Source organism: Virgibacillus sp. NKC19-16 (assembly GCF_021560035.1).
Lineage (GTDB): Bacteria > Bacillota > Bacilli > Bacillales > Amphibacillaceae > Virgibacillus_L > Virgibacillus_L salidurans.
Window position 1 is genome coordinate 3,411,679 of record NZ_CP074373.1, and the last position, 14,098, is coordinate 3,425,776.

Here is a 14,098-nt window from a genome sequence, read left to right on the forward strand (position 1 = left end):
TCCCCTTCAGGAAGCAAAAGAACCGCCCCCAGGCTTCGTCACGCCTTCTTCTTCTTTTTAGCTGTAGTTGTCTTTTTCTTTGGCTGTTTTGGTTTTGGCTTGTCTTTTTTCGCTTTATCCAATGAGGCTTCAAGTGCTCCCATTAGGTCGGTTACATTATCCGGCGTTTCTTTACTTTTGTCGTCTGCGGTAGTTGTCTCTTCGTTGTTTTTCTTTTCCTCAATTAATTCCAGCAAGGACGCGCGGTAATCATCTTTATATTTTTCCGGGTCGAATTCAGCTGTCAATTGGTCGATCAGCATTTTGGCTGTATCGAGTTCTTTCTGTGCTGTCGTTACTTCATCCGGTACATTCGGAACATCGCCCGCGTCACGGACTTCATCCGGATAATGAATCGTTTCAGCAACCAATGTATTTTCATAAACGCGTATGACAGCCAGCTGCTCCTTTGACCGGATCATCATTTTTGCGACACCAATTTTCCCGGTGTCTTTCAGGGAATTCCGCAGTAATCCATAGGCATTTCCGCCACCTTCGTTTGGTGACAGATAATAGCTTTTTTCAAAATAGATCGGGTCAATTTCCTCTAATTTTACAAAGTCGACAATCTCTACTGCTTTATCCTTTTGCTCTTTTTGTAATTCTTTCAATTCCTCTTCATCTAAAATCACAAATTTATTTTTGGCATATTCATATGCTTTAACGATATCGTCATTTCCTACTTCCTTATCACAATTCGGACAGGTTTTTTCATATTTAATTGGCGTTTCGCATTCTTTATGCAATTGTCGTAGTTTGACATCTTTATTTTCCGTGGCAGCGTGCATTTTTACAGGAATATTGACAAGCCCAAAGCTGATCGTACCCTTCCACATCGTATGCATGTGATAAAACCTCCTTTTTTCTATAGTTTGTCGAGATGGATTATTTTTATCCTGCAGCGATTATTTTGATAAAAATTGAGCCATGTTAAAGAGTAAGGGAGATGTTTTCATGGATATGATGAAGCCGATAGCAAGCACGGAAAAACCAAGGGGCGAGGACTGGTTATATGAAGTAAAATATGACGGCTTTCGCTGTGTCTTGCAATGGGAAGATGGAAGTATTCGTCTTACGAGTAAAAATAATAAAGATTTAACAGCGAATTTCCCAGAGATTGTGGCATTTTGCCGGGAAAATGAAGCGCTGGTCAAACCTTTTCTTCCGCTTCAATTTGACGGGGAACTAGTCGTTTTAAACAACGCCTTTCAAGCAGACTTTGCTTCGATTCAAAAACGAGGACGACTCAAAAACAAAGCTTCCATTCAGGAGGCAGCTGAATTCAGGCCTGCAAGCTTGCTCGTCTTTGATCTATTGCAATATAAAGGATCAGATTGCAGGAAGGATCCCTTGGTAAAGCGTAAATCGTTAATTTCTGATTTTTCGGCCAATACAGAGGTGAAGGGGCGAATCAATTTCATCCAAACCCATGATGATGCCGATGAATTAGGCAAAATTATTTTTGACTACAAAGCGGAAGGGATGATTGCGAAGCGGCAAACGAGCACCTATCAATCCGAAAAAGATCACCGCGATTGGTTCAAGATAAAAAATTGGCGAACGATTCATGGGTTTCTTACCCATTTTAACCCGGAGAATGATTATTTCACTGTCAGTATTTACGACAATGATGCTATAAAGGAAATAGGAAAATGTAAACATGGACTCGATTCAGAAGCGTTTCAAACGTTACAACAGATTTTTACCACAAAAGGAGAAAAAGAACGTGAAGGCTACTCGCTTCCGCCAGCTATTTGTGCCTCGATTCATACACTTGATTTATATAAGGAAGAACTGCGTGAGCCGGAATTTGATAAGCTATTGCCGAATATGGAAGCAGCGGCTTGTACACTTGAAAGACTGCAGCTCAATATGGCGATGCTTCCACCTACAGTCGACCTCACAAACACGGATAAAATTTTTTGGCCGGATGATGCTCTAACAAAGGGAGATTTGCTTATTTACATACGGGAAATCGCGCCATATATGATTCCCTTTTTAAAAGATCGTGCTCTCACTATCATTCGTTCCCCTGATGGAGTGAAGAAAGAGCATTTTTTTCAAAAACATTTACCGGATTATGCACCTTCTTTTATAGATAGTTTTAATATAGATGATGAAAGGCGTATTATATGTAATGGCCTGGATTCACTGGTGTGGTTCGCGAATCACGGTGCGGTGGAATATCATATTCCGTTTCAGACGGTACAACATGATGATCCTAGCGAAATTGTCTTTGATTTAGACCCTCCTGACCGGGATAGATTTGATTTGGCTATACAGGCAGCCAAGATTATTAAAGCCTTGCTTGATGATTTGGATCTCATTTCATTTGTTAAAACTTCCGGAAATAAAGGCCTGCAAATTCATATTCCAATCCCGACAGGAAGTATGACATATGAAGAAACAGGTGTATTTACGGAGGCTATTGCCCGGACGGTTGAAAATGCTTATCCGAACTTGTTTACAACAGAACGAATGAAGAAAAATAGAAATGGCCGTCTGTATATCGACTACCTTCAACATGGAAAAGATAAAACACTAATAGCACCCTATTCCCCCAGGAAGACAGATGATGCAACCATTGCTGCTCCGCTGTTTTGGGAAGAGGTCAAGGAAGGGCTAGATCCAGGGCAATTTACAATTGAAAATGCGATCGACCGTGTAAAGAGGTTGGGTTGTCCTTTTGGTACGTACTTTGATGTTGGCATGGAGCAGCGGTTGGAAAGGGTGCTTTCGCTTGTGCGAGGGTATTAAAAATAGCCGCCCCAACCAATCAGGAGCGACTATCCATCTTACAACGAAGCACTTTCTTCTATTTTATTTTTATCATTAAATGTTTTCCTGTTAATTCTCTTTAAGATTCGCGATGTTAATGTTCCAGAAAGCATAGATCCATTAACATTGAGCGCTGTACGTCCCATGTCGATGAGTGCTTCAATGGAGATTAACAGACCCGCTAATGCTACTGGCAAGTTCATGGATGAGAGCACGATCAAGGCAGCAAATGTTGCGCCACCACCGACACCTGCAATACCAAATGAACTAATACCAATGATTAACACCAATGGAATGATAAATTCTAGTGAAAGCGGATCTATCCCTACTGTTGGTGCAATCATTACTGCCAGCATCGCCGGGTAAATTCCTGCACAACCGTTTTGACCCATTGTGGCGCCAAAGGAAGCTGACATGTTTGCAGTACCTTCATCAACACCAAGCGATCTTTTCTGTGCTTGAATATTCAAAGGAATCGTTCCAGCGCTTGAGCGTGACGTAAAGGCAAATCCTAATATTGGCATTACTTTTCTCAAATAGGTCATTGGATTTAAACCGAATACACCGACGAGCACTAAATGAATGACAAACATGATAAATAAGGCTACATAAGAAGCAATTACAAATTTACCCAGTTCCATGATTCCTGCTACATCTGTCGTCGCAACTGTATTTGCCATTAAAGCTAAGATGCCGAATGGTGCCAAGCGCAACACGAGTGTTACAATCCGCATGACAACACCATAAAAAGCATTGACTATTTTCGTGAACGTTTCTGCCTGTTCTGGATTTTTTCTACGTAACCCAAGAACCGCAATCCCTACGATCATGGAAAATATCACAACGGCAATGACCGATGTAGAGCGTTCCCCTGTCATATCTAAAAATATGTTAGATGGAATGAAGTTGAGAATGCGCTGTGGTGTTGATTGCTCTTCCACATCTCCAAGCGTCGTCTCAAGCATTGTTGCTCGCTCTTCCTCCGGTTGCCCTGCTTCAATTTCCTCTGCACTCAGGTCAAATACTGTTGCTGTTCCAATACCGATTAATGCTGCGACCATGGTTGTTGTTATAAGTATACCAATGATCCATGCAGACATTTTCCCGAGTTCCGCCGTTTTTTCCAAATTAATGATAGATTGAATGATTGATACCATGACCAGTGGAATGACAATCATCATAAGCAGACTAATATAGCCACTGCCGACAATACTATACCATTCTGTTGTTTCTGCCAGTACATCGGAGCCGGCGCCATAGATTGCCTGTAATACAGCCCCAAGCACAATCCCCAATCCTAAACCTGTGAATACGCGTTTTGTAAATGTAAAATGCTGTTTCTGCATCCAAATCAGTAGTCCGATGATTGCTAGTAAAACCGCGATATTCAATAAAATATAAACGACATCCATTTCCCTTCCCCCTCGTATTAATTGGATAGCCCTATATTTTGCATATAACATTGACCTATTATATGCAAAGCCTATTTTATCGTTCCTCTATAATATATAATTCCGATAAAATTAGTATGACTAATATAAGATATTATAATGGTTTAAGGGAAGTGTCAAGGAAATAATTTACAATAAATAGGCCCTACCACAATACATGTGTAGAGCCCTAACTTTTATCCAATATTCGCTTGCAGTTCGATTTCCACGTTTCCTTGGATCGCACGGGAAATCATACAGCTTTTCTCTGCTTTCTCAACGAGTTTTTCAAGTTTTTTATAATCTGTTTCCTGGGAGCCATCCTTGAGAGTCACTGTCGGTTTATGAATAATTTTTTTATATGTGAATACACCATTCGTCACATCGACAATCCCCTCAGACTCAAGTGACATCTCATTCAATGGTAAATCAGCCCGTTCAATCATGGCTGCCAATGTAATAATATAACAAGTGGCTGCTGCACCTAACAACATTTCATCCGGGTTGGTGCCGACACCGGGACCGTCCATTTCAGTTGGAATAGATATTTTTGTCTGCAAATTGCCCGCATCAATATAGCCCTCACTGTTTCTCCCACCAGGCCATGATGCTTTTAAATGAAAATGCTCTTCTGCCAATTTGATCACCTCTTGTTTATTGTAGTGTAGCAATAGAAAATCAAAAAGAAAATAGCCTGAAAAAAATAGACCTGCCAGAGATTATCGATATTCATACGATCGGAGCCTATCTTGTGGATATCCTAATTTTTGTGAAATTATTGACCTAATTTCTCTGTTTTACTGATTTGCAAGGAGACCCTTAACGTCAGAAAAGGACCGTTTGATTTAAGTTTGCCAGTAAAAGAGCCTTAGCTTGAAGGTTCTTTTACTTTCTCTGTATTCTTACTGGAGTTCAATAAAACAACTCCGCCTATAATTAATATAATCCCCAGAATCTTTAAATTACTAAAAACTTCGCCCCATACAACTCCACCTATTATAGCGGTTATCGCTGTTCCAGCTCCTGCCCAGATTGCATAAGCCAAACTCAATGGAATTACACGAAGGCACAACCCTAAACAAAAAAACGAAAGTACATAACCGAAAACTACTCCAATAGACGGAAGTAGAATGGTAAATCCTTCTGACAGTTTAAGCATTGAAGTAGCAAAAACCTCAAAAATAACAGCAATTGTTAGATAAATATAAGCCCTCATATAACTCCCTCTTTCTGCAACATTATTGTATTTAACTAATATTTAATAAAACAACTCCACCAATAATTAAAATTAACCCGATGCCCTTTGTGAAATTAAACTTTTCTTTGTATATGGTAACTCCAACTAATGCTGTTAGTGCTGTTCCTACTCCTGCCCAAATCGCATATGCCATTCCAAGGGGCAATGTTTTTAATGATAATGATAAAATATAGAATGCCAAAACATATCCAACTATTACGCCAAGAGAAGGCAGCACTTTTTTAAATCCGTTGGTGGCCTTGAGCATGGAACTTCCAAAGACTTCGCATACAATGGATATTGCTAATAATACATAAGCATTCATCGTGATCCCTCCCCTTTTGTCATTTTAATAATTGCCTGAAGTCCTTCATTTCTCTTACTTTTCCAAGGAGCTACATTTAAGATTGCGATTTATAAAAAATATAATAATATATAGAGTAAGGCATTTTCCATGTAAATGTCTGCCTTTCTTTTGCTAAGTCATTCGACTTAATATATTATAATACAAGTGACTTAAAAGTTCAAAGGAGTTATCATATGCCTAAAAAAATAGATCACGCTGAAAGAAAAAATCAAATTGTAGAAGCAATGTTTAGCATCATTCATCATTCAGGCTTCGAAAAAGTGACATTACGCGAAATTGCCAAAGAAGCAGGTATATCTTTAGGTTCTGTTCAATACTTTTTTCCAAAACAAAAAGACATATATGTGTTTGCAATGGATGTTATCTATCAAAGATTTGAGGATAGAATGCAAAAGGTCATACAGGTAGATCAAGGTGGATTTGAAAACGCAGTTCGTATGATAAAACAGATTGTTCATGCTAATACAGAAGAAGAAAAAATGGAGAATGACATATGGATGAAATTTTCAATCATGGCAACGATGAACCCGGAATACCACGCAACAAAGGATAGATTCCGAGAAGTAAACTATAATTTTGCAAAGGACATTTTAACAATGCTTGATAGCAATGGGTTTATTAATGGTTCAATTAATATTGGTAATAGTGCAAATTCATTAACAATATTCATTCATGGTTTAATATTTGAATCTGTTATTTATGATAATTTATACAACAATCCCGTCATTGAAAAAGAAATTAGAGCGTATTTACGAAAAATTTGTAACTAAAATAAATCCGGGGAAGTCATTAATGCAATCCTGCACAATACCACCGAGTAGAAGTTATATTGAGAACAACAATTAAAAGGTCGATATCTATTAGTCATGTCTAATTATATCGACCTTTACTTTTATGTTTTTTCACGATTTAGATCTTGGGGCTGAGAGAAGATATTGCACTCTCTTCGGTTTTATTGCTATGTACATTATAATACGAAAAAGAAATTTGCAAACCAACCAAAAAGTTGACTCAGTCCTTACTTTCCCCGTCGATCCCCCCAACCTCCACTTGCGCCTTAAAAACGACCTTCTGATTATTTTCATTCATGCCCTCAATATGAACTAATCCTGGATCCGTTTCAGAAATTCCATTTTTTAAAATAATGGTCTCTCCTGGTAATGCCTCATGATTAAAGTTCACTTCAATGGCTTTTGTTTCATGGGTTTGATGATCTTCCAACGGGAAACAATCGAGCATATAATCCACATATTTCGAGTTGTTTAAATGGCCATTAAAATCAATATCACTATAGCCAATTACTTTGTGGTATGCTGTTTCCAGAGATCCCGGACTTTTCAGTTTTTTTAGCTTGTAATCAATGGCACGTTCTTTGAGCACGGATGGATACTCAAGTTGGATGTGTGAAGCCCTTTTTACTTTTCTTTCCTCTAAGTCCATAATCACCCAAACAGAAACTGCTCGAATAATGGGAGCGCCGTCCTGATCACGTACAATGTAATCACGCTCGAACTCTAATTTACCAGGTTCCTGTGGCCATGTTTCAATCGTAAATTCCTCTTTCCATTCCGGCATGCGGTCAATTTCCACCCGTATCCGCATGAGAATCCAAGCAACACCGTAGTTATTTGCTAAGACATCGATACCCGCACCAAGCTGTGCAGAAGCAAGACTAGCTACTTCCTGAAAATAGCTGAATAATGTACTTAGTTTTAATTTCTGTTTAAAATCAACATCACGTAAATCAATACGATAACTCTTCTTATACAGTATGTCATTTTGCATGGTTATAGCTCCTTATTCCCTTGTGATTCTCTTTATATTATATCAGAAATAGGAGATATACTTGCAGTACAAGCGTACCGAATCATTTATAACTTCTTACATATCGTTTATAATAGAAAATAAGTGTATGATTCCGTATCATTTATTTAAAATATAGAGAAGGAGTGAATCCGATGGCTCAGTATACAGACTCTAAAGACTCCGCTGAATTAATGGAGGAAATGATTCAACTACGTGAAAATGTGTATCGCGAAGGTAAAGAAACATTTGACAGATGGGAACCAGGAATTAAAAATACCGAGTTTGTGGATAGTGCCAGAAATCTGGCATTTTATCTTGCACTAAGGAGAAGGGATATAAGAGAGCTTCAGACTGCACTCATGCCATGGGGATTATCATCCTTGGGGAGATCCGAATCCCACACGATGGATAATCTGGATGCTGTGGTGGAGAGTTTATCGAAAATAAATGGAGAGAAAGAAGATGAGAAAAAATTTCCTTCCCCGGATTCTTACTTTCAGGGCAGTCGAAATCTAGAGGAGAACGCTGATAACATCTTAGGAAAAAGTCCTGAGAACAAATCTTCCCGAATTATGGTAACTTTTCCAACCGAAGCGGCAAGAAGTAAAAAACTAGTGGAGAATCTTCTAAAGGAAGGGATGAGTGTTGCAAGGATTAATTGTGCGCACGATGATCCCAAAACGTGGGAAAAAATGATCCAAAATATTCGCAAGGCAGAAGAGAAGCTTGGCAAGACCTGCAAAATTATGATGGATATTGCAGGCCCAAAAATTCGAATTGACCGATTATATACTACTTTGAAGAAACCCCTGCTCTACAAGGGAGATTCTTTCTTCTTGACCGGAGAAGAGTCATTGCAAAACTTCTATGGAAACGAAATTGTTTTAGGCTGCAGTATTCCAGAGATTGTTTCTTCCCTGGAGGAAGGTGAAACCGTTCTGATTGATGATGGAAAAATAGAAGGTGAAGTTAAATCTGTGAAGGATGACGGGGTTATCGTAAAGGTCAAAAAACTGCAAACCAAAAAAGGCGTCAAAATCAAAGCAGAAAAAGGCTTAAATTTTCCAAATTCCAATTATGATGTTGAAATTTTTACGGATAAAGATAAACAGGATCTGGATTTTGTCTGCCGGAACGCCGATATCATCGGCTGCTCATTTGTAAGAAATCCAGACGATATACATGCAATACAAGATGAAATACGAAAGCGACTGAGTAAGAAAAAAGCTTCGAATGTAGCACTAATGCTGAAACTGGAGACGGCCCAAGGTGTTCAGAATTTACCTGAGATAATTGTGACAGCAGCAAGTCAAAACCCGTTATGTGTCATGGTTGCAAGAGGAGATTTAGCTGTTGAAATCGGCTATTTACGATTGGCAGAAATCCAGGAAGAAATTCTCTGGATTTGTGAAGCCGCAGATATTCCGGTAATCTGGGCTACGCAAGTAATGGAGAACATGATGAAAACAGGCGTCCCGTCAAGAGCAGAGATTACCGATGCGGCACAAGGATCCAAGGCAGAATGTATTATGTTAAACAAGGGAGAATATGTACTGGATGTCATACGCACACTGGATGAGATATTAGAAAAAATGCAGGAACATCAATATAAAAAAATGCCGAGATTAAGAGCATTAAATCTGGCAGAGACAAAGGAGTCAACTACCCACCACTTATCGAACTTTCAGTCAGATTGAAGTGGGGGGCTTGAAAAAAGCCTTTAGTTGTCTAGCCTAAGTCTTCATTGACTACGTTGGTTTGGTTATCACACCCCCGGATGATGCCCTAAGTCCGTGGCTCTGTGCAGGCGCTGTAATAGTTCTAAATGGGTAGGAACGGTCAACCTGATCTTGACTTTTTAGCAAAGCCATACCAACATTGGCGAAGGGTAACCACTCTGAGAGGAGGAACACTATGGTAGTGTTCCTTATCAATATGCATGGAGAACCTTTAATGCCGTGCAAACCAAAAAAAGCAAGACTGCTGCTCCAAGAAAAGAAAGCAAAAATCGTATCCCGCAACCCGTTTGGCATTCAATTGCTATATGAGACCAATAGTTATACACAGGAAGTGAATATCGGGGTGGATCTGGGAGCGAAACATGTTGGCATCGCCATTACAAGTGAAGACAAGGTACTAGCTAAAGGAAAAGTAGAACTGCGTCAGGATGTCAAAGTTGCCATTGAGACCAGAAGAACCTATAGACACTCTAGAAGAAACCGGAAAACACGTTATCGTAAACCGCGTTTTCAAAATCGCAGCCGGGAGAACGGATGGCTGCCACCAAGCATCCAAAGTCGGGTGGAAAATACCTTCTTTTGGATCGACAAGTTTTACGATCTTGTGCCACATCCTGCGTTAACCATAGAGGTTGGCAAATTCGATGTGCAAAAGATGATCGACCCGGATATTGCTGGGGTGGCCTACCAACAGGGTCAGACGTATGGCTATCATGATGTGCGTTACTTTGTATTTGCGAGAGATAACTATACGTGTCAAGTGTGCAAACAGAAAGGAAAAATTTTGAACACCCATCACCTCCTATACCGTTCACATGGAGGTTCCAACCGGGCAGATAACCTGGTTACCGTCTGTACGGACTGTCACACACATGAGAACCATCAGAGCGGGAAGATTCTTGGAAGTGGATGATCGAAGGAAAAAGATTACCACAATACAAAGAAGGGCCGTTCATGAATAGCTTTCGCCGAAGGGTATTTATCACGTATCCACAGGCAAAAATCACGTATGGTTCAGTTACTACACCGAAACGTAAAGAACTGGAATTGGAAAAAAGCCATATGAATGATGCGATTGCCATTAGTGGCATTCCATTCATCAAAGAAGATACCAAGAACATTTTCAAAGTCAAGCAATTTCGGAAAAAGAAACGTTCCTTACATGAGGCGACGGCCAGAAAAGGACGTAAAACGAAAAACACACTGAGTAAACGAAATGCAAAGAACAAGAAATACCTCAAGGGATTTTACTTGAACGACAAAGTGAGGGTCTATGAAACAACCGGCTACATTACAGGATTTACAGGGACAAGTGGGGCTTACGTCAAGTCTATAGAAGGGGATTATATCACCATGCCCAATAAAAGCTATAAACAGGTTGGCCTCAAGGATCTGACACGAATCAGCCATAACAACAATTGGCAGTTTGAGCAGAAGGCATTTGGCTGATGCCAACCGAAATTCATCTCCCACCTACTCATTGGGCTATCGCTCTTCATATTCCTTGAGGTGGGAGACTTCTTTCGGAGTGCTGTTAAAAGGTGTATGCAGCATTCTAATAATTGTGTAGATGATGAGTACTGCTGTAACGAGGTTAAAAATAACCATGTCAAACGGAGCAAACGTACCCGCGAAGAACTCATCAGGCAATAGACCGAATAGGCTTGCCAACTCAGTATCATCTTCTTGACTACTTGGCTCATCAAAAAGATAGAATACAACGACGACAATTACAACGGCTACAATAGATAAAAAGATATCCTTGACCAATGAACCAGCGCTTTTATTTTTTGTTGCCACTTGTCAGAACCTCCAATTTGGTTTATATCAAATGGTTTTTGAGAGTCCTGTCCCTCACCACGCTAATGCTTTAATGTGGTGAGAGACAGTTCCCATAATGCTCTAATGATCTAGTCATCCGTCATCGTCTTTCTAAAACAAACATACATAAACACTGCTGCAGCAGCCACCCAAATTGCAATTATCAAAAGTGGAAGCCAGGAGGTGGTATCATGTATTTCAATCCCCTGCATAATTGGGAAAGTATCGAAAATTTGAATGGCAATACTGTCTTCATCCAGTCTGAGCATCTGGATCATCGGTGTGAAACCGAATAGGAACATGATCGGCATGATATAGAATGAGGTTGAAGCAATTGACTTTGTAAAAAGGCCAACGCCGATTCCTAGAAATAGAAAGAACAAAAACAGCAATAGTAATCCGAGAATAGCTTTGAAGTTTAAAAACGGCCCAATATCAAGAATCACGAGCGACACAATTAAGGATACGAAAGTTATAAGTCCGGTAACCAAACTTTTTCCAATAATGATATCCATCATGGATGCAGGTGACTGAATGAGTCCGCGCAGTGTCTTCTTTTCATTTTCTTCAGCCATCATGGTCATTATGGTACTTGATGTTACCGCTGAATATGTTACTCCAATAATAATATACAGCAGGACAATAGGAACCTCTTCATCTCCTCCCATCCGATCATATAGGAGTGCCAATACGATTGGAATCACTGGCATCATCAAAAGCATCATATTTTTCATAAAATCTTTTATATCTTTTTCGAATATGGCAGATATACGTCGAATGTGCATTATACAAGCTCCTTTCCGGTCACTTTTAAAAAGATTTGGCCAAGGGTTGGATTGTCCGTGTGCATTGCTTTCACTTTCCCATTTGCAATTAATTCCTTGATTTGATTCGCATTCTCCGGTTCATTTTCAATAACCATTCGTTCACCGTTAAATGTTTCCACATGAAAAGCATGGGTGGAATATTTATAGCGGAGTGAATTCGGACTGTCCAGTTCCTGCAGTTCACCATTGTGTAAAAAAGCGACGCGGTCACATAACGCCGTTGCTTCCTCCATATTATGTGTGGACAGGAAAATCGTGGTCCCTGCTTCATTGAGTTTTTGTAGCCCGCGATGGATATCCGCCATATTCCCCGGATCCAACGCAGATGTTGGTTCGTCCAGAAAGACAAGATCAGGTTTATGCATCAATGCTTTTGCCAGTAGCACGCGCTGTTTCATCCCTTTTGACAGCTTCGAAACCGTTTGGGAACGCGCGTCATGCAAATTAACCTCACGCAGTATCACATCGATTTGATTAAGTGGTGCATTGTATAATTTACAAAATAATTTTAAGTTATCATAGACGGTCAGACGCTCATACAACGAACTGTTATCCGATAATATTCCAATTTTGGATTTGAAATCAGCCGTTCCAAATTGCTTTGAATCAACACCGAGAACTGTCACTAAACCGGCTGTTTGTCCGAGTTCTCCGGTTAGGATTTTAATGGTTGTTGTTTTGCCTGATCCACTTGGTCCAAGCAGCCCGAATATTTCACCTCTTTTCACGTTGAAACTGACATCTTTTATGGCCGGATTTTGACCAAAAGTTTTTCGCATTCCTGTTACTTCCACTGCATTTTCCAACCTGAAAACCTCCTTATGAGTTCTACATTCATCCTAATGAAAAATGCTGATGGATGCAGTCATATCAGAGTGGAATGTACCATAAGAAGGTTCAAATGTACTGGATTGAGGTTGAAAAAACGCCTGTAAATGCCATACGGTTACACTGCTTAAGTTAAACTGTACTTATTACAGGCTGAATTTCTCCTGAATATCCTGAATTTTGGCCCGTGACAGTGGGATGGTCGATTGTGATTTGTTGTCAATCCGGAGTGAATATGTATTTTTTGACCATGTAATAATTTCACGTACCTTTTGCAAATTCACAATATAGGACCTGTGGCAGCGATAAAATCCATAAACCCCCAATTTCTTTTCCATTTCTCCGAGTGTGGACTCCATCGCATAGGATTGATCATTGATGACAATCATAGCCTTTCCGTCTTGACTCTCGATATAGTCAATTTCCGGAGGATCGAATAAAATCATTTTATCATCTATTTTCGCCGGAATCTTGAACAAATTTGAGGTCGCCGGTGGGGCAGGACTGTCCGTATTCGCTACTTCCTCCGCCTCATCGACTTCAATTTGTTGGATGCCTTTTTCCTGCAGTTTGTATGCCACCTCTCCAAGTAACAGCGCATGTTCCATATTGGATACCAAAACAAGCACCGGGATGGAACTATCTTTGATCTTTTCAATCATATTAATAAACGTATTGGTTGTTTTGATATCAACGCCTTGAATGGGCTCAAGGAAGACCATTGGATAGCCGCCGCTCATATAATACCTGGCAAAGTGGACCCGGCGGACTTCAGATTCAGAGCATTTATAAAGCGGGATCTTCGCACAAGTCTGCAATTCAAACAATACGAGAATTTCGGGAATAGGTATTTTGCAGCCGAACCATTTTTGATAAAAGATGATATTCTCTTCCACTGTCAGGCGTTCATATAAACCATCCTGCAGGTCAAAAATGGGAATCCTGCCGTTATTTCGGAGGACCTTGACCAGTTCAGCCTGCATGTCCGTATCACTGTAAATGGACGTTGCATGGGAATCTTCAATGGTAAGGGAAAATGATGGGAGATGTTCACTATCTATCATTTCATTGTCTATTTTAAAATGTGCCATTAGCAAAGCTCCTGTTCAAGAAATCATTTAATTACAAATGTAGTATATCATGAAGTATTTGGGAAGGGATTTTTGTTATACAGATTTAATGCGACTTTCACATAAAAAATGACTACCAAATCATTTTGATAGTCA

The 14,098-nt window shown here is 39.8% G+C and carries 15 protein-coding genes; 5 read left to right on the top strand and 10 right to left on the bottom strand.

Annotated elements, in window-relative coordinates:
• Positions 1–38: 38 nt before the first annotated feature.
• A complete protein-coding gene (gene ku, locus KFZ58_RS17000) occupies positions 39–884 on the bottom strand; it encodes a non-homologous end joining protein Ku (RefSeq protein ID WP_235792468.1) in 846 nt (281 codons plus the stop codon).
• A 109-nt stretch (positions 885–993) separates the two neighbouring features.
• Between ku and KFZ58_RS17005 the strand changes: the two genes are divergently transcribed.
• Positions 994–2,796: a DNA ligase D gene (locus tag KFZ58_RS17005; RefSeq protein WP_235792469.1), complete on the top strand. Its 1,803-nt coding sequence runs from the start codon at positions 994–996 to the stop codon at positions 2,794–2,796.
• 38 nt (positions 2,797–2,834) lie between these two features.
• Here the strand turns inward: KFZ58_RS17005 and KFZ58_RS17010 are convergent, their stop codons facing one another.
• The 4 genes from KFZ58_RS17010 to KFZ58_RS17025 form a co-directional block, all read right to left on the bottom strand.
• A complete protein-coding gene (locus KFZ58_RS17010; protein ID WP_235792470.1) occupies positions 2,835–4,229 on the bottom strand; it encodes an L-cystine transporter in 1,395 nt (464 codons plus the stop codon).
• 215 nt (positions 4,230–4,444) lie between these two features.
• Entirely contained in the window at positions 4,445–4,885 is a 441-nt protein-coding gene (locus KFZ58_RS17015; RefSeq protein WP_235792471.1) for an OsmC family protein, read from the bottom strand.
• Positions 4,886–5,115: 230 nt separating this feature from the next.
• Positions 5,116–5,463 carry a DMT family transporter gene (locus KFZ58_RS17020; protein ID WP_235792472.1) on the bottom strand — a complete coding sequence of 116 codons (348 nt, stop codon included), beginning with the start codon at positions 5,461–5,463 and terminating at the stop codon, positions 5,116–5,118.
• A gap of 31 nt (positions 5,464–5,494) precedes the next feature.
• Entirely contained in the window at positions 5,495–5,809 is a 315-nt protein-coding gene (locus KFZ58_RS17025; protein WP_235792473.1) for a DMT family transporter, read from the bottom strand.
• A gap of 215 nt (positions 5,810–6,024) precedes the next feature.
• On the opposite strand from KFZ58_RS17025, the gene KFZ58_RS17030 reads away from it, so the two are divergent.
• Complete coding sequence (locus tag KFZ58_RS17030) at positions 6,025–6,621, top strand: TetR/AcrR family transcriptional regulator (protein WP_235792474.1); 597 nt, start codon at positions 6,025–6,027, stop codon at positions 6,619–6,621.
• 241 nt (positions 6,622–6,862) lie between these two features.
• Here the strand turns inward: KFZ58_RS17030 and KFZ58_RS17035 are convergent, their stop codons facing one another.
• Complete coding sequence (locus KFZ58_RS17035) at positions 6,863–7,636, bottom strand: acyl-[acyl-carrier-protein] thioesterase (RefSeq protein ID WP_235792475.1); 774 nt, start codon at positions 7,634–7,636, stop codon at positions 6,863–6,865.
• Between the two features lie 173 nt (positions 7,637–7,809).
• Between KFZ58_RS17035 and KFZ58_RS17040 the strand changes: the two genes are divergently transcribed.
• The 3 genes from KFZ58_RS17040 (at position 7,810) to KFZ58_RS17050 (ending at position 10,845) form a co-directional block, all read left to right on the top strand.
• A complete protein-coding gene (locus KFZ58_RS17040) occupies positions 7,810–9,354 on the top strand; it encodes a pyruvate kinase (protein WP_235792476.1) in 1,545 nt (514 codons plus the stop codon).
• A gap of 217 nt (positions 9,355–9,571) precedes the next feature.
• Positions 9,572–10,309 carry an RNA-guided endonuclease IscB gene (gene iscB, locus KFZ58_RS17045; RefSeq protein ID WP_235792477.1) on the top strand — a complete coding sequence of 246 codons (738 nt, stop codon included), beginning with the start codon at positions 9,572–9,574 and terminating at the stop codon, positions 10,307–10,309.
• 41 nt (positions 10,310–10,350) lie between these two features.
• The gene (locus tag KFZ58_RS17050; RefSeq protein WP_235792478.1) at positions 10,351–10,845 is read left to right on the top strand and encodes a hypothetical protein; all 495 of its coding nucleotides are present in this window, start codon (positions 10,351–10,353) and stop codon (positions 10,843–10,845) included.
• A 36-nt stretch (positions 10,846–10,881) separates the two neighbouring features.
• Here KFZ58_RS17050 and KFZ58_RS17055 read toward each other — a convergent pair whose 3' ends face one another.
• From KFZ58_RS17055 to KFZ58_RS17070, 4 genes are all read right to left on the bottom strand, one after another.
• Positions 10,882–11,196: a YfzA family protein gene (locus KFZ58_RS17055; protein WP_235792479.1), complete on the bottom strand. Its 315-nt coding sequence runs from the start codon at positions 11,194–11,196 to the stop codon at positions 10,882–10,884.
• A 110-nt stretch (positions 11,197–11,306) separates the two neighbouring features.
• Complete coding sequence (locus KFZ58_RS17060; protein ID WP_235792480.1) at positions 11,307–12,002, bottom strand: ABC transporter permease; 696 nt, start codon at positions 12,000–12,002, stop codon at positions 11,307–11,309.
• A complete protein-coding gene (locus tag KFZ58_RS17065) occupies positions 12,002–12,850 on the bottom strand; it encodes an ABC transporter ATP-binding protein (protein ID WP_235792481.1) in 849 nt (282 codons plus the stop codon). Before KFZ58_RS17065 ends, KFZ58_RS17060 begins: the two co-directional genes overlap by 1 nt.
• A 168-nt stretch (positions 12,851–13,018) precedes the next feature.
• A complete protein-coding gene (locus KFZ58_RS17070) occupies positions 13,019–13,963 on the bottom strand; it encodes a response regulator transcription factor (RefSeq protein ID WP_235792482.1) in 945 nt (314 codons plus the stop codon).
• Positions 13,964–14,098 lie beyond the last annotated feature (135 nt).

Excerpts from the sequence above, each read along its gene's own strand:
- KFZ58_RS17060 (WP_235792480.1), bottom strand. The coding sequence starts at position 12,002 with ATGCACATTCGACGTATATCTGCCATATTCGAAAAAGATATAAAAGAT.
- iscB (WP_235792477.1), top strand. The coding sequence starts at position 9,572 with ATGGTAGTGTTCCTTATCAATATGCATGGAGAACCTTTAATGCCGTGC.
- KFZ58_RS17010 (WP_235792470.1), bottom strand. The coding sequence starts at position 4,229 with ATGGATGTCGTTTATATTTTATTGAATATCGCGGTTTTACTAGCAATC.
- KFZ58_RS17005 (WP_235792469.1), top strand. The coding sequence starts at position 994 with ATGGATATGATGAAGCCGATAGCAAGCACGGAAAAACCAAGGGGCGAG.
- KFZ58_RS17070 (WP_235792482.1), bottom strand. The coding sequence starts at position 13,963 with ATGGCACATTTTAAAATAGACAATGAAATGATAGATAGTGAACATCTC.
- KFZ58_RS17030 (WP_235792474.1), top strand. The coding sequence starts at position 6,025 with ATGCCTAAAAAAATAGATCACGCTGAAAGAAAAAATCAAATTGTAGAA.
- KFZ58_RS17035 (WP_235792475.1), bottom strand. The coding sequence starts at position 7,636 with ATGCAAAATGACATACTGTATAAGAAGAGTTATCGTATTGATTTACGT.
- ku (WP_235792468.1), bottom strand. The coding sequence starts at position 884 with ATGCATACGATGTGGAAGGGTACGATCAGCTTTGGGCTTGTCAATATT.
- KFZ58_RS17040 (WP_235792476.1), top strand. The coding sequence starts at position 7,810 with ATGGCTCAGTATACAGACTCTAAAGACTCCGCTGAATTAATGGAGGAA.
- KFZ58_RS17050 (WP_235792478.1), top strand. The coding sequence starts at position 10,351 with ATGAATAGCTTTCGCCGAAGGGTATTTATCACGTATCCACAGGCAAAA.
- KFZ58_RS17020 (WP_235792472.1), bottom strand. The coding sequence starts at position 5,463 with ATGAGGGCTTATATTTATCTAACAATTGCTGTTATTTTTGAGGTTTTT.
- KFZ58_RS17025 (WP_235792473.1), bottom strand. The coding sequence starts at position 5,809 with ATGAATGCTTATGTATTATTAGCAATATCCATTGTATGCGAAGTCTTT.